Origin of the sequence: Cellulosilyticum lentocellum DSM 5427 (assembly GCF_000178835.2) — a bacterium.
GTDB classification, from domain to species: Bacteria; Bacillota; Clostridia; order Lachnospirales; family Cellulosilyticaceae; genus Cellulosilyticum; species Cellulosilyticum lentocellum.
In genome coordinates, this window is record NC_015275.1 from 965,267 (window position 1) to 981,663 (window position 16,397).

At 32.9% G+C, this 16,397-nt stretch carries 21 protein-coding genes; 15 read left to right on the forward strand and 6 right to left on the reverse strand.

Annotation, left to right across the window (positions count from 1 at the left end):
- Positions 1-84 precede the first annotated feature (84 nt).
- Positions 85-2,208 carry a methyl-accepting chemotaxis protein gene (locus CLOLE_RS04120; protein ID WP_013655812.1) on the forward strand — a complete coding sequence of 708 codons (2,124 nt, stop codon included), beginning with the start codon at positions 85-87 and terminating at the stop codon, positions 2,206-2,208.
- Between the two features lie 107 nt (positions 2,209-2,315).
- On the opposite strand, the gene adhE is transcribed toward CLOLE_RS04120, so the two are convergent.
- From adhE to CLOLE_RS22350, 4 genes are all read right to left on the reverse strand, one after another.
- The gene (adhE, locus tag CLOLE_RS04125) at positions 2,316-4,931 is read right to left on the reverse strand and encodes a bifunctional acetaldehyde-CoA/alcohol dehydrogenase (RefSeq protein ID WP_013655813.1); all 2,616 of its coding nucleotides are present in this window, start codon (positions 4,929-4,931) and stop codon (positions 2,316-2,318) included.
- 575 nt (positions 4,932-5,506) lie between these two features.
- The gene (locus CLOLE_RS04130; RefSeq protein WP_013655814.1) at positions 5,507-6,559 is read right to left on the reverse strand and encodes a tyrosine-type recombinase/integrase; all 1,053 of its coding nucleotides are present in this window, start codon (positions 6,557-6,559) and stop codon (positions 5,507-5,509) included.
- Positions 6,560-6,572: 13 nt separating this feature from the next.
- Positions 6,573-7,226, reverse strand: coding sequence for an ImmA/IrrE family metallo-endopeptidase (locus CLOLE_RS21585; RefSeq protein ID WP_013655815.1), 654 nt, complete (start codon positions 7,224-7,226; stop codon positions 6,573-6,575).
- A gap of 31 nt (positions 7,227-7,257) precedes the next feature.
- Entirely contained in the window at positions 7,258-7,614 is a 357-nt protein-coding gene (locus CLOLE_RS22350) for a helix-turn-helix domain-containing protein (RefSeq protein ID WP_013655816.1), read from the reverse strand.
- A 249-nt stretch (positions 7,615-7,863) separates the two neighbouring features.
- On the opposite strand from CLOLE_RS22350, the gene CLOLE_RS04145 reads away from it, so the two are divergent.
- Genes CLOLE_RS04145 through CLOLE_RS04165 form a run of 5 tightly spaced genes read left to right on the forward strand, consistent with a single transcriptional unit; the run spans position 7,864 to position 9,603 of the window.
- Positions 7,864-8,070, forward strand: coding sequence for a helix-turn-helix domain-containing protein (locus CLOLE_RS04145; RefSeq protein WP_013655817.1), 207 nt, complete (start codon positions 7,864-7,866; stop codon positions 8,068-8,070).
- The gene (locus CLOLE_RS04150) at positions 8,045-8,245 is read left to right on the forward strand and encodes a hypothetical protein (RefSeq protein WP_013655818.1); all 201 of its coding nucleotides are present in this window, start codon (positions 8,045-8,047) and stop codon (positions 8,243-8,245) included. Before CLOLE_RS04145 ends, CLOLE_RS04150 begins: the two co-directional genes overlap by 26 nt.
- On the forward strand, positions 8,242-9,075 hold the full coding sequence (locus tag CLOLE_RS21595; protein ID WP_013655819.1) for a phage antirepressor Ant: 834 nt from the start codon (positions 8,242-8,244) through the stop codon (positions 9,073-9,075). The genes CLOLE_RS04150 and CLOLE_RS21595 overlap by 4 nt, the downstream gene beginning before the upstream one ends.
- A gap of 2 nt (positions 9,076-9,077) precedes the next feature.
- On the forward strand, positions 9,078-9,401 hold the full coding sequence (locus CLOLE_RS04160; protein WP_013655820.1) for a hypothetical protein: 324 nt from the start codon (positions 9,078-9,080) through the stop codon (positions 9,399-9,401).
- A 13-nt stretch (positions 9,402-9,414) separates the two neighbouring features.
- The gene (locus CLOLE_RS04165) at positions 9,415-9,603 is read left to right on the forward strand and encodes a hypothetical protein (protein ID WP_013655821.1); all 189 of its coding nucleotides are present in this window, start codon (positions 9,415-9,417) and stop codon (positions 9,601-9,603) included.
- Here the strand turns inward: CLOLE_RS04165 and CLOLE_RS04170 are convergent.
- The gene (locus CLOLE_RS04170) at positions 9,589-10,167 is read right to left on the reverse strand and encodes a hypothetical protein (protein WP_041712906.1); all 579 of its coding nucleotides are present in this window, start codon (positions 10,165-10,167) and stop codon (positions 9,589-9,591) included. The genes CLOLE_RS04165 and CLOLE_RS04170 overlap by 15 nt on opposite strands.
- A 97-nt stretch (positions 10,168-10,264) precedes the next feature.
- Here CLOLE_RS04170 and CLOLE_RS04175 point away from each other — a divergent pair, with 97 nt between their 5' ends.
- A complete protein-coding gene (locus CLOLE_RS04175; RefSeq protein WP_013655823.1) occupies positions 10,265-10,579 on the forward strand; it encodes an RNA polymerase Rbp10 in 315 nt (104 codons plus the stop codon).
- Here CLOLE_RS04175 and CLOLE_RS22795 read toward each other — a convergent pair.
- Positions 10,566-10,721, reverse strand: coding sequence for a hypothetical protein (locus CLOLE_RS22795; RefSeq protein ID WP_157864034.1), 156 nt, complete (start codon positions 10,719-10,721; stop codon positions 10,566-10,568). The two genes, CLOLE_RS04175 and CLOLE_RS22795, sit on opposite strands and share 14 nt — an antisense overlap.
- A gap of 83 nt (positions 10,722-10,804) precedes the next feature.
- On the opposite strand from CLOLE_RS22795, the gene CLOLE_RS23785 reads away from it, so the two are divergent.
- The 8 genes from CLOLE_RS23785 to CLOLE_RS04205 all read left to right on the forward strand — a co-directional run bounded on the left by CLOLE_RS23785 (position 10,805) and on the right by CLOLE_RS04205 (position 16,396).
- Positions 10,805-10,939 carry a hypothetical protein gene (locus tag CLOLE_RS23785; RefSeq protein ID WP_013655825.1) on the forward strand — a complete coding sequence of 45 codons (135 nt, stop codon included), beginning with the start codon at positions 10,805-10,807 and terminating at the stop codon, positions 10,937-10,939.
- A gap of 178 nt (positions 10,940-11,117) precedes the next feature.
- Positions 11,118-11,405: a hypothetical protein gene (locus CLOLE_RS04180; RefSeq protein WP_013655827.1), complete on the forward strand. Its 288-nt coding sequence runs from the start codon at positions 11,118-11,120 to the stop codon at positions 11,403-11,405.
- Positions 11,406-11,582, forward strand: a complete 177-nt coding sequence (locus CLOLE_RS22800; protein ID WP_013655828.1) for a hypothetical protein — start codon at positions 11,406-11,408, stop codon at positions 11,580-11,582.
- 3 nt (positions 11,583-11,585) lie between these two features.
- Complete coding sequence (locus CLOLE_RS04185) at positions 11,586-13,208, forward strand: hypothetical protein (protein WP_013655829.1); 1,623 nt, start codon at positions 11,586-11,588, stop codon at positions 13,206-13,208.
- A gap of 2 nt (positions 13,209-13,210) precedes the next feature.
- Positions 13,211-14,005 carry a recombinase RecT gene (locus CLOLE_RS04190; protein ID WP_013655830.1) on the forward strand — a complete coding sequence of 265 codons (795 nt, stop codon included), beginning with the start codon at positions 13,211-13,213 and terminating at the stop codon, positions 14,003-14,005.
- On the forward strand, positions 13,992-14,804 hold the full coding sequence (locus CLOLE_RS04195; RefSeq protein ID WP_050794665.1) for a PD-(D/E)XK nuclease-like domain-containing protein: 813 nt from the start codon (positions 13,992-13,994) through the stop codon (positions 14,802-14,804). Before CLOLE_RS04190 ends, CLOLE_RS04195 begins: the two co-directional genes overlap by 14 nt.
- A gap of 46 nt (positions 14,805-14,850) precedes the next feature.
- Positions 14,851-15,669: a DUF4373 domain-containing protein gene (locus CLOLE_RS21600; protein WP_013655832.1), complete on the forward strand. Its 819-nt coding sequence runs from the start codon at positions 14,851-14,853 to the stop codon at positions 15,667-15,669.
- On the forward strand, positions 15,575-16,396 hold the full coding sequence (locus tag CLOLE_RS04205) for an ATP-binding protein (protein WP_162145064.1): 822 nt from the start codon (positions 15,575-15,577) through the stop codon (positions 16,394-16,396). The genes CLOLE_RS21600 and CLOLE_RS04205 overlap by 95 nt, the downstream gene beginning before the upstream one ends.
- Position 16,397: the final 1 nt, after the last annotated feature.

A 16,397-nucleotide genomic window follows, 5' to 3' on the forward strand; every position in this document is an offset into this window, starting at 1 on the left:
AAATAGGTCATAATAGTAACATATGACTTTAAAAATAAGCTAAAAAATAAAAAAAATAGCTAAAAGGTAAATGGGGGAGTGGACATGAAAAAACTAAAGCTAAGTAAGGAAGTTACAAAGAAACAGAAGAAAGTAAGAAACAACAAGGAAACTAGCCCTAAAGTAAAGAAGATAAAAAATAAATCTAAAGAAATAAAAATTAAACCTAAAAAAGCAGGAACAATAAAGGATAAACTTATTTTATCCTATGTACTTTGTGTAGTTATTCCTTTGGTACTAGTGAATTTGTTTTCTGCTAGTCAATCTAAGTCAACAGTAAAAGAAACCAGCAGTCAGTTAGCATTAGAGATGGTTAAGCAGACAAGTGCCAATATAAGTTATTATACAGATGGTGTTGAAACAAGCATGACGAGAATTATTATTAATGATTTAAATGCTTCATCAACTAATTTAATTAATGAATATATAACTGCAATAAAGAATGAAGATAGTGATATAGGAAAGTTGAATAAGTTTAATGTATCTAAACAAATTAGAGAATTGCTTAATTATAGTGTTTCTTTAGATGAATCTATAGAAGGGTACGCTATTGTGATAGATGAAGAAAATCAAATAAGCTCTACTATAGGTATGAAGACAACCACTAATTTAGTAAGCTTTTTAGAAGAAGAAGTTGGTAATAGTACACTTTGGCGCCTTGTAAATACTGATGAAGGTAAAGAAATCTATGCAATCAGGAAGCTTGCCAATTTAAGACGAGGCAAAGCAGCAGGTATTTTAATAGCTAAAGTTGATTTAGAAGTACTGCAAGAAAAGGTAAATAGCATTAAGCTTTTTGATAATTCTAAGGTGAGTATTGTAGATATGAATGGAGAAATCGTCTGCTCTAATTCTGATATTCCTATGAGTGATGCGGTAAAAAGTAATATTAACTTTGAAGAATCTGAAAAGCCTATAACAGTTGGTAATAGCTTAGTGACTTATGCAAAAAGCAATAATGGTTGGCAAATTGTGGCTGAAATTCCAGAGAGCGCACTAACCACAGGTATTAGCCAGGTGGTTCGAGTTGTATGGCTAGTTATTGCGATAGCAGCTTTAGTAGCAGTTTTTGCAGGCGTTTTTATTTCTAGAGGTATTACTACTTCTTTAAAACAGCTTAAGGATTTAATGAAGAAAGCAGAAACAGGTGATTTAACTGTCGAAGCGAATATTAAAGGAAATAATGAATTTACTGAAGTAGGTCATAGCTTTAACCATATGATTGAGAATATTAAAGCTTTACTACAAGAAGCTAAAAATACTATTAATCATACTTTAGAAGCAGGCGATATTTTAAAGAAGAGCACTAGTAATTCGACGGAGACTTTTTCACAATTGGCATTGTCTATTGAAAATATCTCGGAAGGTTCTAATAGTCAAGCAGAGGATACACAAAATAGTGCTATTGTGATGGAGAAACTCTCTGAAAGTATTGGTCAGGTTATTGAAGATACATCTACTCTCTTTAAACATAATCAAGGAACAAGACAAATTATCGAAGAAGCTAACAAAAATATGCAACTTTTAGATGGAACTATGGCATCTACTCATACTATTTCTAATGAGATCAGTATGAGTATTAAGGAACTTAGTGCATTAACAAAGGCTATTGGTGAGGTAATGAGTTTACTAGATGGTATTAGCGAACAAACCAATTTATTAGCGCTTAATGCTAGTATTGAAGCGGCTAGGGCTGGAGACATAGGAAAAGGTTTTGCAGTAGTTGCAAATGAAGTAAGAAATTTAGCAACCCAATCAAAAGAATCCTCTAGTCATGTTAAAGAAAATTTAAGAGATATAGAGAAGAAAGTTCTACATACAGCGAATTTAGTATCTAAATCTAATGAAGTATTTAGTAAACAGGAAGTAGCTGTTAGCAAAACAAATGACTCCTTGAAGCAAATGATTAGTGGCCTACATGAAATGGGCGAAGAACTTGAAAATGTTAATAATCGCGTTAGCCAAATGACTATGTATAAAGATGAGATGGGTATTAGAATTGAAAGTATTACTACCGTTACCGAAGAAAATGCAGCTGCGGTAGAAGAAGTTAATGCATTAAGTGAAGAACAAAAAGCTGTTATGCAGCAGCTTGCACATTTAGCAAGTGAACTTATGACTAGTATTGAAACGCTAGATGCAAGTGTAGAGACTTTCATTATTAATTAAAACGTCTACTAAAATTAAAGAAGAGAAATTAAAAGAAGCTGTTACGTTTGTAACAGCTTCTTTTTGTGAGGGATTGATTGAATTGAAAGGAAATAATTAAGGATTAATTATTTACCGTAGTAAGCTTTTTTATAAAGTTCAGCAAGCTCAGTTACTTTTGGAAGTCTTGGGTTTGCTGTTGTACATTGATCTTCGAATGCTTTGTAAGCTAACTCATCAACTTTAGCCATGTAAGTTTTTTCATCGATACCAAGTTCTTTAATAGTAAGAGGCATATTAAGCTCTTTCATTAAGTTTCGGATTGCATTAGCAAGAGATTTAACACCTTCTTCTGGCGTAGAAGCTGGAAGACCTAATGCTTTAGCAATTTCTTGGAATTTTTGTGGTGCAATATATTTTTCATATTTAGGGAAGATAACAAACTTACTTGGGTTTGTACATCCGTTGTACTCTACAATGTGTGGTAATAAAATGGCATTTGCACGACCGTGAACGATATGGAATTCACCACCAAGTTTATGAGCCATTGAGTGGTTAATACCTAAGAAGGCATTAGTGAAGGCCATACCAGCGATAGTTGATGCATTATGCATTTTTTCTCTAGCTACTGGGTCTTTAGCACCGTTTTTGTATGAACGTGGAAGGTATTCAAATACAAGTTGAATCGCTTTAAGTGCAAGTGCATCAGTATAGTCAGATGCTAAGATAGAAACGTAAGCTTCAATAGCATGTGTTAATACGTCAAGACCAGTATCAGCTGTTGGAACTGGAGGTACACTCATAACAAAATCAGGGTCAATGATTGCCACGTTTGGAGTTAATTCGTAGTCAGCAAGTGGATATTTCATATTGTTTGCTTTATCTGAGATAACAGCGAATGAAGTAACCTCTGAACCTGTACCTGAAGTTGTAGGAATAGATACCATTTGTGCTTTTTGACCAAGTTTAGGGAATTTATAAACACGTTTTCTAATATCTGCGAATTTTTGGGCCATAGCAATAAAGTCTGCTTCTGGTTGTTCATAGAATAACCACATACCTTTAGCAGCATCAAGTGCTGAACCACCACCAAGAGCAATGATTGTGTCTGGTTTAAATGAGTTCATCATTTCTGTACCACGACGTACTGTCGTTAAGTCTGGATCTGGCTCTACATCACTAAAGATTTCAATTGTTGGGTTATTAGGATTTTTATTTAATTGGTAAACAAGTTTATCAACGTAACCTAATTGAACCATCATTGGATCAGTTACGATTAATACTCTAGATACTTCTGGCATTTTAGCAAGGTATGCTATTGAACCAGCTTCAAAGTAGATTTTTTCTGGAATTTTAAACCACTGCATATTCACTTTACGTTTTGCCACCCTTTTTGTATTGATTAAGTTTACTGCTGTTACGTTTTGAGTTGTAGAGTTACATCCGTAAGAACCACAACCAAGTGTTAATGATGGCATATTTGTGTTATAGATATCACCAATTGCACCGTGTGTAGATGGTGAGTTAACTACGATACGACCAGTTTTAAGACGACGGCTGAATTCTTTGATGACTTCATCATCAGTTGAGTGAACAGAAGATGTATGTCCAAGACCACCCATTTCAACCATGATTTCAGCTTTTGTAATACCATCGTTTACGTCTTTAGCTTTAATAACTGCAAGTACTGGAGAAAGTTTTTCTCTTGAAAGTGGATACTCAGGACCTGCGCCTTCAATTTCGCAGCAAAGGATCTTAGTTTCTTTTGGAATTGTGATACCAGCCATGGCAGCAATTTCATATGGGTATTTACCTACAATAGCTGCATTAACCATACCTTTTTCAAGGTTGATAACAACTGGTTCAAGTTTTTTAACTTCTTCTTTAGTAGCAAAGTAGCAGCCTTGTGCTTTCATAAGAGCTACTGCTTTGTCATAGATAGGTGCTTCGATGATAGCCGCTTGTTCAGAAGCACAAATCATACCATTATCGAAAGACTTACTTAAAATAATGTCATTTACAGCTCTTTCAACTACGGCTGTTTTTTCAATGAAAGCAGGTACGTTACCAGGACCAACACCAAGAGCAGGTTTACCAGTTGAGTAAGCTGCACGAACCATTGCAGAACCACCTGTAGCAAGTACTAATGCAACTTTTGGATGATTCATAAGTGCGTTAGTTGCTTCGATTGATGGATGTTCAATCCATTGTACACAGTTTTCTGGAGCACCAGCTTTAATAGCAGCATCTCTTACAATACGAGCAGCTTCAGCTGAACAGTTTTGAGCTGATGGATGGAAACCAAAGATGATTGGATTTCTTGTTTTAAGAGAAATGATGGCTTTGAACATTGTAGTTGAAGTTGGATTTGTTACTGGAGTAACGCCTGCTACAACCCCTACTGGTTCAGCTACTAACATGTAAGCTTCATCATCGTTGTCTTCAATAATACCTACTGTTTTATCATATTTAATGCTGTGATAAATGTATTCTGTTGAGAAGATGTTTTTAGTAACTTTATCTTCAAAGATACCACGGCCAGTTTCTTCAACTGCCATTTTTGCAAGATGCATTTGATTTGAAAGCCCAGCAAGAGCCATAGCTTTTACGATTTCATCGATTTGTTCTTGGTCAAGTTTAAGCATTTCATCTAAAGCAACAGATGCCTTTTGTGCTAATTCATCTACCATTTTTACTGCATCAATTACTGGTGCGTCAATTTTTGCTTTTTTGTTTTCAGACATTTAAGTAAGCCTCCTTGATGTAAACAATATAAGTTTATTATGTGATGTTTCTTTTTAAAATATGAAACGTGTAAGTGTATTGAAATGTTATTTTTTTAACAATTAAATTGTTAAAAAATACAGTTCTTTTTCGAAGTGTTCTTCGTTTTGACTACAAACTGATGTTAACATAAGGGAAATAAGTTGTCAATAATTTAATATACTAAAAAATAAGTTTTTTATGTATACAAAGACAGAAAAAAATATACAAGTTAATGAAAGTAAGAGACTAAATTAAGAATAGAAAGGAAATCTACTAATTAATAATGTTAAAAAAATAACGAAATAATAGGCGAAAAATCCTTTTATCAAACAACAAGTGGATAGTATAAAAATACAAATTATTGATAAATGATGACATAAAAAGGACCTAGGTTTCAGGGGGAGAATGTTTTTTGACTATAACGCAAAATTAATGAATGCGGGTGGTTATTGATAGTCAATGAAATAGATGGGAAATAGTGGCTTGTGTATGGTAGGATAGCACCCTTAAAATACTAGAAGAAATAAGCGGTAGTTCACAAGTAGTTCACAAATCAGTATTCTAAAAGTTCTACTGCTTCCTTTAAATCATCAATGGTTTTATGAGTATAAATATCAGTAACGTCTTTTGTAGAGTGTCCCATTATTCGTTTTAAAGTAGTAGCATTAATATTATAGCTATCCATTTTAGAACAAAATGTATGTCTAAGGTCATGGCATCCTGATCCAGTTAAATTTAACTGCTCCATAATTGGATTATAGAAGCTAACCCTATAACTGTCAGCCGTCATTTTTGTTCCTTTCTGAGTCCTAAATAAATACTCATAATTTTCATCATATCTATTTTTTACAATGTCTACTATTTTACTATGAATAGGAATTGTACGCTTACCAGCAGCCGTTTTTTTCCCTCCACTCATTGTTAGATTTTCTAAGTCAATATTTTCTATTTTAAGTTCTAACATTTCACTAACTCTAAATCCTGTATATAACATAAATAAAATGCTATCTATCCACTTGTTTTCAGCTAAGTTATTCCAAAGTTTTTCTATTTCTTCATGAGTGTAAATTCTTCTCTCTATTTTAGACGATGTATCTCCAACATCTATAAATTTAGAATAGTTTTTTGTGACTATATCATATTTTTCTGCATATAAATATAAATTACCTAATAACTTTTTTATTTGAAGTTTTACAGTTGGAGTGGATCCAGTTTCATCTATTAGTATTTGTAGCGTATTAGTATTCAACTTAGAAAAAGGCATGTTATGTGCATTCTCTAGTTTATTGAATGCTAGTGCGTGAGATTTCTTAGTTGAGTCAGATAATGAGATAAAGTCGGTTGTATTGCACCAACGCTCGTAAATATCTTTAAGTTTTATTTTTTTAGTGCTTATATCATATGGATTTTCATTATATTTTGCTAGAGCAGCTATGGCATCAGTTCTTTTTTCAAAATATCCAAGATATTCTCGTATTTGTTTTAGCTTTCCTGTTTCGTTATCCTTTTCAAACCCTGTGGTAACTTTTACAGCCCAGGGTTTTCTTCTTCTTCCTCCTAAATTATAAATCGAACCATAACCGTTAGGGTTTTTGATTTGTTTCATTATTACATCACCTCTAAATATCTATTATAGGAATATTTAAAAACCTTCTAAATTCATCTGATGAGTTAGCATATAAGTAATGATTTCTGATATCTCTCTCCATCATTTGCCATATTTTTTCATCATTATAGGTTTTATTGATATAATGCTTTTTTCGATACGTATTAAGGCGCTTTTGTGCTGCTTGCAAAGATACATTAAACATCGTATATATATCATCAACATTTACAGTTCCTAATGTTGACATCTTATAAATAACATATTCTGGCATTAGTAGTTGGGCTGCAAAAAAATGAGCTTCTATTTCTTGTATTTCTGAATCATATTTATGGCCCATATAAATATGACCTATTTCGTGTGCTAAAGTCCAATTCAGATGTTCATCTGACTGGCTCTTATCATTATATAGGATCAAATATATCTCATTACCATTTTCTTTAATAGGTACGCAACAACCTTCAGAAAGTAATTGTGTATTTGGATTAATAAATTTTTCAATTGGAGTAAATGTTAGCTTTGCATAGTTTTGTATTGTGTCAAAAATTATCGTCTTATCATAATTTAAATTCATAATATCTATTTTACTAGAATCAATGTTTTGCATTGCAAGTAGTTTTGTGGCTAATTTTTCGCACAGTTTAAAGTTAGGTTTATTCGATTTATTCAATACAAGTCCTCCCCATTAGTTATTGGTTATGTTATTTTATACCCTTAGCTTTTAAATATATATCTATTGTGTTCTTAAATTGTTCTACAATTTGCTCGCGAACTTCTTCTGGAGCATCATTGACTTTTCTACATAGCAATAAAAGCTCTTTTTCAGTAGCATTTTTAGCCTCTAATTCATTTTCATATACGTCCTTATCCTCAATTCCCATCATATAATTTAAAGAAACCCCAAAATAATCAGCTAATATTTTAAGCTTATCTTGTTTTATTTGGCTTTTTCCACTTTTCCAACCACTAAAAACAGATTGTGCTATTCCTGTGTCCTTTGAAACTTTATATGAACTTACCCCATTTTTTTGTAACAATTGTTCAAATATACTATACATAAGATTACTCCTTTCGTTAAAAATAGATATACTTCGAAAAGTTGTAGTATATTTGTTGACGCGCATAACAAAACGGAGTAATATATAATCATACTTCGAAAAAGCGCAGTAAACAAAAAATATACAACTAAAAAATAATGCTTTATAAAAACGATTTACTTAATCTGAACAATGAAAGTATATCACAAAACCGAAGTATACACAAGTATTATTTATTATTTTTAGAAAATTTTGAGAAAGGAGAAAGCCATGAGTAAACTATTTACGTGTGAAGAAATTGCTGAAAGATATAGCGTAAAAATTATTACAGTTTGGGACTGGATAAGAAAAGGGAAACTTTCAGCGATGAAGGTAGGTAAACAGTACAGAATTACAGAACAAGACATTATATCCTTTGAGGAAAAATCAAGAAATTCAAAGCAGGTGGAATATGGACAAGCAACAAATAACAATTAATGAAGCTGCAAGGATAATGGGTAAAGCACCACATTTTATTAGGCTATGTTTACGAGATGGCACACTACCTTTTGGTATAGCAAAATTAACACCTGGTAGCAGTCGATGGAATTATTACATATCCCCAAAGTTATTTTATGAATATGTGGGTAATCAGAAGGGAGAAACAGCATGAACAAAATGAGTAGTGCATTAGCACAAGGAGATCAAACACCAGTTATCTTAGTTGGCACAGATAGTAATGAGGTAAGAATTACTAGCGTTGAGTTAGTAGGAATGATTAATACATTTAGAACAGAAGAAGGTAATACAACAGAGAAAAGACATGACGACTTACTTAAATCTATTAGATTAGAAATTGAAACACTTGAAAAAGCTGGTTTTATAGGAGTCGGAAATTTTTCGGAGTCCTCATACATTAATAAGCAGAATAAAGAACAACCTTGTTACTCCATGAATAAAGCTGGTGTCTTACAAATGCTTAATAAAGAATCAGCGGTAGTTAGATACAAGACAGTGCAGTACATAGAAAAGCTAGAGAAAGAAAACAAAACACTTAAGAAAGACTCATATATGATTGATGATCCAGTAGAACGTGCTAAGGCATGGATTAAAGAGCAAGAGGAGAAAAAGGTTATTGAACTTGAAAATGCTAAAAATAGAAAGCTGCTAGAAGAACAAGAACCGAAAGTAGCCTTTGCAAATGCCATAACAGCTTCTAAGAATTCTATATTAGTTCGTGAGCTTGCTAGGTTAATATCTCAAAACGGAATACAGATAGGCGAACAAAGGCTGTATAAATGGCTACGAGAGAAAGAGTTTGTAGAAAAGTTTTCATGTAAAGCTACTCAAAAAGCTATCAATTTAAAGGTACTGGAGCTAGTAGAGAGAACTAGTCCAGACAAAGAGGGAAACTTCCATACTAACTTTACTACCTATGTTACACCAAAAGGACAAGCTTACTTTATAGGTAAATTTTTAGAGAATAGAGAAATGAGGGTATAGGAATGAAAAGGAAGATGATTGAGAAAGTGGTAAGAATAGCTGCAGAAAGAAACATTATTAATCTAAATGATTTTGAGATACCTGCTAATGAGCGCCAAGGAGAGATTATAGCAGTAATTCAAGAGGGCATTGAAGAAGAAAATCAGAGAGTGATAGAGGCTTTGCAAGAAGGTTTTGCTGAATACTTACAACAGGTGCCAGATTCAAAGGTTAAAGATGAAGATACCGGAGAACTTAGGCCAATCACAGTACAAGAAGCTGTTGATTTTATCACTGGCGAGTATTGGAATGTAATGTCTGAAATAGATGAAGTTGTTAATGAATAGGAGGAGTAGAACCATGGACGGTGATGAACTAGCAAAATTAAAAAAAGAAGTAGCTGATTTGAAAAAAAATCAAGAGCAGCTACTTTCAACAACATTGACAATTATTGATATTACATACGACACAATGAAACTAATGAGAGAACAACTAATAGTTGCAACTAACTTAATTGAATTCCAAAGAAGTAAACTACCTATTAGTTAACCAATCTATTATGTTTTCACCAAGAGCAATTGCGATATCTGAATGCTTTTTTAGTACATCTGAAAACTTTGAGAAGAAGCCTTTACTTATGGGCTGATTATCTTCGATAACATTTTCAAAACGTTGAATAAGTTTATTTAATTCTTCTTGATCTTCAATAGGTTTTGCGGATATCAATGATTTTATTTCTTCAATACTTGAACCTATATTGAGAGTTACGTTTTGCTGATTACCGACTACAGCTGAACCTTGTATAGTACCAATATTATACTGAAATGTTTGAGTATCATTTGAAGCAGTATTTACCTTATAGTACGCAATGTATCCAAGTAGTTCATTTGCACGTGTTAGTGGTTGAATTCGTTCGATCATATAACTTTCACCGGTTAAATTGTGAATCAATACATCGTTAACTTTTATATCTGATGTGCTAAGTAACTGTATACCATTAGGGTAATTTTTATCTGTAAAGAAACCTTTAGTATCTGCTACTACAGATTCATTACGTTTAATAGAAAAGATATCACCATTTCTTGCTATAACTCTATCACTAATACTAGACATAATTAACACCCCTTTCATTAGTATTTCAGCTCTGCAAAGCTGATGAATAAATTTTAACATAATTTTTAAAATATTTAAAACTATAGGAGGAATAGAAATGATTAAAGAAAAAAGAATACCATGTTTTGCAAATGTATGCGAAAAGTGCGGTGAAGTAGTCGTATTGCCAAAACAAGATAAAGTACCTAGTTACTGTCATATCTGTGGACATAAAGCTTTGTATAAAGAAGGATGGATTACAAAACCATTCCTTAAAGCTGAAGCGGTAACAGTTAATTCAGTAGCAGACATTGAAAAAGTCCTCTACAAACAGGTGGAGCTGTTAGCAGAGAACTCTAAAGAGTGTGAACCTGAAGTTTTGGTAATGATTACTGAATGTATTAATGAAGTATTTAAAACTATTCTTGGGTAGGAATGTTTAAGTTATTGTAAACATTCATATAAGCTTCAGATATAAACTTAGCAATATCTGAATTTGCTAGCTTACATTCACGAATTAATTTATCTGCAATTAATTTAGTTAATTCTAAAGCAATTTCTTCTTTGGGCATCAATATCACCTCCTTTCATAGAGGTGTACTAGGCTCACAGAATAAATTTTAACACAATTCTAACAAATAACAAAGGAGTTGAGTAGATGCTTAGAAAAGCTTTAATGCTAGACGAGTTTAAAGAGCTATGTAGAGGAGAACCAAAGCTTGAGATTTTAGGTGATGTTTTAGCAGGCATTACAGCATTTGTATTTATTTTCGCACTGGCGGTGTTCTTATGAGTTGGGGATATATATTAGTGTTATCCACAATATTATTCACATCTTGGAAAGTTGGACAACCTAGGATAGCTAAACGTGAGAGAGCAAAAAGAAAAAGCCTTAAAGTAGCTGCAACTACAAAAAGGCCATAAGAAAATAATTTATAAGAGAAATATAGCATAGGAGAGTGATAAATGCAATGAAATATATTACTAGCCTTACAGATAATCTTACCTACAGAGAAACAAATGTTGCTAAATGGGTATTAGACAACATGATGAAAAGCCGAAAGTATGAGTTTAAGTTTGCAATAGAACAAGGAGCAAAGGAGACGTTCACTTGTAACCAAACGGTTATTAATACTTTAAGGAAATTAGAAATAGCAGAAGCTATACATTATAGGGGTAAAAAGCAAAAGAATGTAACAGTAAGCAGATTTATGAGGGAAACATTTAATGAATTAATTAAGGTATTAGAGGTGAGGTAAATGGATCCATGTGCTTATTGTTTTGCTTACCCACATCAATGTGAAAAAATGTGTGAAGATAAGAGACAGTACATAAATGAGTTTGATGAAGATACCAAGGTTGTAAAAAGGCAGCCATGTAAGAAAAAGAGAGTGTTTAGTAACCAATACAACAAAAACGGAATAAGGAGGTCTTAGTCAATGAAGATTAAGCGTTTAGAAATTAAAAATTTCATAGGTGTTAAAGAGTTAAATTGGAGTCCAAAAGCAGGCGTTAACGTACTTAAAGGTAGAAAGGCAGAAGGTAAGACTTCAATATTAGAAGCTATTGAAAAAGCATTTACTAACTTTAGTAGACGTTCTGAGGTAGTAAGACATGGAGAGGATGAAGCTACTCTTTACGTGGAAACAGATGAAGGACTAGAGATTGATAGACGCATTAGAACTGAAAAAAGTGACTATATGAAGCTTAGACAAGAAGGTAAGGCAATCAATTCTACAGAATCTGAGCTTAGAAAGCTTATTTCAGGTGATATTTTCAGACCTCTTGACTTTGTAAACATGAGTATTAAGGAACAGACAGCAATTATTCTTAATATGATTGAAATTAACTGGTCAGTAGATGACATTATTAGTTGGTTTGGAGTAGAGCCGGATGGTATCAACTATGATAAGCATATTCTTCAAGTACTTAAGGATATTGAGGTTAAGTATTACAAAGAACGCGAAGAGATTAATCGTCAAATTACTACTCTTAAAGTACAATGTGAATCTATTAAAAAAGAGTTGCCAGGTAATTATGATGGTGAAGAATGGAGAGCTAAGAATATCCAAGAGTATTACAACAAGATTAGTGAAGCTCAAAGTATCAATAACCTAATTGATAAAGCCAAGGCTTTGCAAGAAGGAATTGAAAATAAGATAGCTGCCATTAATGCAGATGCAGATAGCCAGAAGTCTAGAATTAACTTGAAATACAAAGAAGAAGAAGCTGATCTTAAAGATGTTATTGATTTAGCTAAGAAGAAGATTGTAGATGCATCGAATTACATAGCCAGTGCTGAGCAAAGAAAAGAGAATGAAAGATTTAAATTAGATGAAGCTAAAAAGCAAGAGATAGCTGATATTGAAGAAAAATATAATGCTATGTTCAATCAAATTTCTAGCGAAGTGGATGCAGAAGTAGAAGAAAAGAAATCACTAATTGAAATCCAAAATAATAAGATTTCAGTTAATGAGTCTAAGATTGAAGGCCTTTCAGATAAGAAAGAAATTGAAATTAAGGCAGTTGATGAACAAACAGTGCAAAGAATTGAAACTGAAAAGACAAGGGTTGGTAATGCAGCTGAGTATCTTGCTGAAAATACAGTAATTGATATTGAACCATTGCAGGAAGAGGCTGATAAAGTGGCTGAAATGCAAAGCTATCTTAGAGAATGGGACAGGCTACAAGATATTATTAATGGCAGTTTAAGAGAGAAACAAGAGTATAGTGATAGCCTTACTCAAAAGATTAAGGTTGCTAGAGAAAAGCCTTCTGATTTACTTAAAACTCATGCCTTACCAATTGAAGGAATTAGTGTTGATGAAAAAGGAAACATCAGAATTGGTGGCACTCTATTAGATGGTTTAAGTGATGGTGAAAAGCTAGAGGTTGCTTTCAAGGTGGCATTACAACGCATGGGAGAACTACGAGTAATGTGTATAGATGGATTTGAAAAGCTTAATGAATCGGAGCAAGAAAAAGTAACTAAGATTTGTGAAGAAAATGATATTCAAGCATTTGTAACAGTTGTTGCAGAAAAAGAATTGGAGGTTATGTAATTATGTCAGATAAAAAAGAATTAGTTTTAAAAGAAACCCATAGCAGGTTAAACCAGCTATTAGCTACAAAGATGGAGGCAATGCCAAAGGATTTTAATCAAACTAGATTTCTTCAAAATTGTATGACTGTTTTACAGGATACAAAAGGCATTGAAAATTGCCATCCGGTAAGCATTGCTAGAACATTGCTAAAAGGTGCATTTCTTGGTTTGGATTTTTTTCAAAGAGAGTGCTATGCAATTCCTTATGGTGGTGAGCTACAATTCCAAACAGATTACAAAGGCGAAACCAAGATGGCTAAGAAGTATAGCATTAGGGACATTAAGGATATTTACGCTAAGGTAGTCAGAAAAGGGGATGAATTTAAAGAGGAAATTGTTGCAGGTCAACAAGTAGTAGACTTTAAACCTCTACCATTTAATGATGCTGAGATTATCGGGGCTTTTGCAGTAGTTCTTTATCAAGATGGTGGAATGGAATATGAGACTATGAGCACAAAGCAAATAGAAGGTATTAGAGATAATTTTAGCAAAATGAAAAATGGTTTAATGTGGACAAAGACACCAGAGGAAGCTTATAAGAAAACAGTTTTAAGAAGGCTTACAAAGAAAATTGAAAAAGATTTTGCTAGTATTGATCAGGCAAAAGCGTATGAAGAATCCAGTGATATGCAATTCAAGCAAGATGAACAAAAACAAGATGCTAAAGATCCTTTTGCAGATGCAGTAGATGTTGAATTTACAGAAGAAACAGAAGGACAAGTAAGACTTGATGGTGAAGCTGATGGAGCTAAATAGAAAAAATTACTTTAGTAAAGAAGCCGAATCTGCATTCATGGGTAGTAGCAGCTTTAAAGCGTGGGATATTCTCCACGCTGGAGGCTGTGAAGCTAGAGAATTAGCCAAGCATAATGGGGAGTGGCAAGAAAAAGAGAATGATGCATATTTGCTTGGTAGCTATGTTCATGCTTGGAATGAAGGAAACTTGAAGGAATTTATTATTGAGCACCCTGAAATGTTTAAGAAAGATGGCTCAATTTACGCTAAATTTGCACTAGGAGACGTTATGATTAATACCCTTAAGAATGATGCACTGGTAGAAAGATTTCGTGATGGAGCTGAAAAGGAACGTATTTTTACAGGTAAAATCAGTGGTATTCCTTTCAAAATTCAAATAGATATTCTTAATATCGAAAAAGGTTACTTTGCTGATATTAAGACAACAAAGAACCTGTCAGAGACTTACTATAATGAGCATACAAAGCGCAGAGAAACCTTTATTGATAAGTATGACTATTACACACAAATAGCCATATACGCTGAAATACTACGTCAAAATCTAGGAATGACTACATACTTAGAACCTTATTTGCTCGTAGTAGATAAGCAAGAGGTTCCAGATCATGCAATTATTGATGTGGGTACCAGCTTTATTGAAGAAAAGTTAGAAGAAATTAAAGGCAGATTACCACGTATCATGGCTGTAAGGAATCTAGTTGAAGAACCTATTGGATGTGGTAAATGTGATTATTGCAGAAGCAAAAAGAAAGCTAAAATAATCACTTTAAATCAATATGCTGAATCACTTGGATTATAGATAGTATTGGGGCCAATACAAGGCCCCTTGAAAGGAGGTTAAGGTATTGGCAAGGCCTAAGAAAATTGGTATTGATTATTTCCCACTTGACGTAACAGCCGGGATTGATGATGAAATTGAATTGCTTGAGGCAAAGTTTGGCCTTGTAGGATTTGCTATTTTCATCAAATTACTACAAGCAATTTATAAAAATGGTTACTACAGTAATTGGACAGAAAAAGAGCAATTATTATTTGTAAAGCGGGTTAATGTAGAGGGAACATTAGTAAATGATGTAATAAATACATGCTTGCAATGGAAATTGTTTAATAGCAATTTATTTGAACAGTATCAAATATTAACTTCACATGGTATACAACAAAGATTTTTATTAGCAGTTGGAAGAAGAGTGAGTGTAGAACTTGATGAAAAATACATTCTTTTGAGTGAAAAAGAGATTTCAGAAACAAAAACTATAGTTAATGTTACGAAAACTACAGTTAATGCATGCAAAAATACACAAAGTAAAGTAAAGGAAAGTAAAGTAAAGGAAAGTAGAGTAAATAATAAAGATATTAGTCGTTTCACTCCACCTACACTAGAAGAAATTAAAAGTTATTGTAAAGAAAGAAATAACACTATAGATGCTGAAATATTTATAGACTTTTATTCTTCTAAAGGTTGGATGATAGGTAAAAATAAAATGAAAGATTGGAAGGCAGCAATTAGAACGTGGGAAAGGAAGTCTGATAATGGAAGCTATACAGGAAGTGCTCCAAAGAATACAAGTAATGTCGAATACGAAAGCGAAATCGACAGAGCATTACGAGTTTATGGAAGAACAACAGCAGACCTCAAGCTTGAAGATGAAAAACTCCCCTTCTAATTGTCCTAAATGTAAAGGTATGGGATGGATATTAGATGTAGGAACAAATACAGCAAGTAAATGTGTATGTTATGAAGAAATGGTACAAAGCAATAGATTGAAGTTTGCAATGATACCAGATGAATTTAAAAACTTAACTGTAAATAGTTTTGATACTTCTATCTATTCAAATAATCAAAAAGAAATAGCAATAAGGGCCAAAAGAATAGTAGGTGGATACATAAATAATTTTGAGGAAATGCAACAACAAGGAAAGGGACTATTCTTTTTTAGCAAGTCAAGAGGAAGTGGTAAGACAAGGCTTGCAGTAAGTACAGGTAATGCATTAATAATGCATAAGAGTCAAAGAGTGAGGTTTATTACAACATTAGATCTATTAAGCAAAATAAAAGAAACTTATAGCAATAGTGATGAATATACAGAACAATCATTACTTAATGAGTTTTATGAGATACCAGTATTGATATTAGATGATATTGGAACTGAGAATGTATCACCATGGGTTACAGAAATATTCTTTAAACTACTAGATACTAGAATGACATATCGAAGAATCACAATTATAACTTCTAACCTAAGCATTGAGGACCTTAAGCATGATGAACGTATTAAAAGCAGGCTTAGGAGAATGACAATAACAATAGATATGCCAAATGAAGATATAAGAAGGAAGTTGGGGACAGAAGAAAATAATGATTTAATCAATAGACTAATTGGAGGATTATGAT

What these genes read in the sequence shown, in the direction of transcription:
- CLOLE_RS04205 (WP_162145064.1), top strand. Translation starts at nt 15,575, where the DNA reads ATGTCGAATACGAAAGCGAAATCGACAGAGCATTACGAGTTTATGGAA.
- CLOLE_RS04170 (WP_041712906.1), bottom strand. Translation starts at nt 10,167, where the DNA reads ATGTCTAGTATTAGTGATAGAGTTATAGCAAGAAATGGTGATATCTTT.
- CLOLE_RS04180 (WP_013655827.1), top strand. Translation starts at nt 11,118, where the DNA reads ATGAAATATATTACTAGCCTTACAGATAATCTTACCTACAGAGAAACA.
- CLOLE_RS04160 (WP_013655820.1), top strand. Translation starts at nt 9,078, where the DNA reads ATGAAAAGGAAGATGATTGAGAAAGTGGTAAGAATAGCTGCAGAAAGA.
- CLOLE_RS04175 (WP_013655823.1), top strand. Translation starts at nt 10,265, where the DNA reads ATGATTAAAGAAAAAAGAATACCATGTTTTGCAAATGTATGCGAAAAG.
- CLOLE_RS21595 (WP_013655819.1), top strand. Translation starts at nt 8,242, where the DNA reads ATGAACAAAATGAGTAGTGCATTAGCACAAGGAGATCAAACACCAGTT.
- CLOLE_RS22800 (WP_013655828.1), top strand. Translation starts at nt 11,406, where the DNA reads ATGGATCCATGTGCTTATTGTTTTGCTTACCCACATCAATGTGAAAAA.
- CLOLE_RS23785 (WP_013655825.1), top strand. Translation starts at nt 10,805, where the DNA reads ATGCTTAGAAAAGCTTTAATGCTAGACGAGTTTAAAGAGCTATGTAGA.
- adhE (WP_013655813.1), bottom strand. Translation starts at nt 4,931, where the DNA reads ATGTCTGAAAACAAAAAAGCAAAAATTGACGCACCAGTAATTGATGCA.
- CLOLE_RS04165 (WP_013655821.1), top strand. Translation starts at nt 9,415, where the DNA reads ATGGACGGTGATGAACTAGCAAAATTAAAAAAAGAAGTAGCTGATTTG.
- CLOLE_RS04195 (WP_050794665.1), top strand. Translation starts at nt 13,992, where the DNA reads ATGGAGCTAAATAGAAAAAATTACTTTAGTAAAGAAGCCGAATCTGCA.
- CLOLE_RS04190 (WP_013655830.1), top strand. Translation starts at nt 13,211, where the DNA reads ATGTCAGATAAAAAAGAATTAGTTTTAAAAGAAACCCATAGCAGGTTA.
- CLOLE_RS04145 (WP_013655817.1), top strand. Translation starts at nt 7,864, where the DNA reads ATGAGTAAACTATTTACGTGTGAAGAAATTGCTGAAAGATATAGCGTA.
- CLOLE_RS22350 (WP_013655816.1), bottom strand. Translation starts at nt 7,614, where the DNA reads ATGTATAGTATATTTGAACAATTGTTACAAAAAAATGGGGTAAGTTCA.
- CLOLE_RS04185 (WP_013655829.1), top strand. Translation starts at nt 11,586, where the DNA reads ATGAAGATTAAGCGTTTAGAAATTAAAAATTTCATAGGTGTTAAAGAG.
- CLOLE_RS04150 (WP_013655818.1), top strand. Translation starts at nt 8,045, where the DNA reads ATGGACAAGCAACAAATAACAATTAATGAAGCTGCAAGGATAATGGGT.
- CLOLE_RS04120 (WP_013655812.1), top strand. Translation starts at nt 85, where the DNA reads ATGAAAAAACTAAAGCTAAGTAAGGAAGTTACAAAGAAACAGAAGAAA.
- CLOLE_RS04130 (WP_013655814.1), bottom strand. Translation starts at nt 6,559, where the DNA reads ATGAAACAAATCAAAAACCCTAACGGTTATGGTTCGATTTATAATTTA.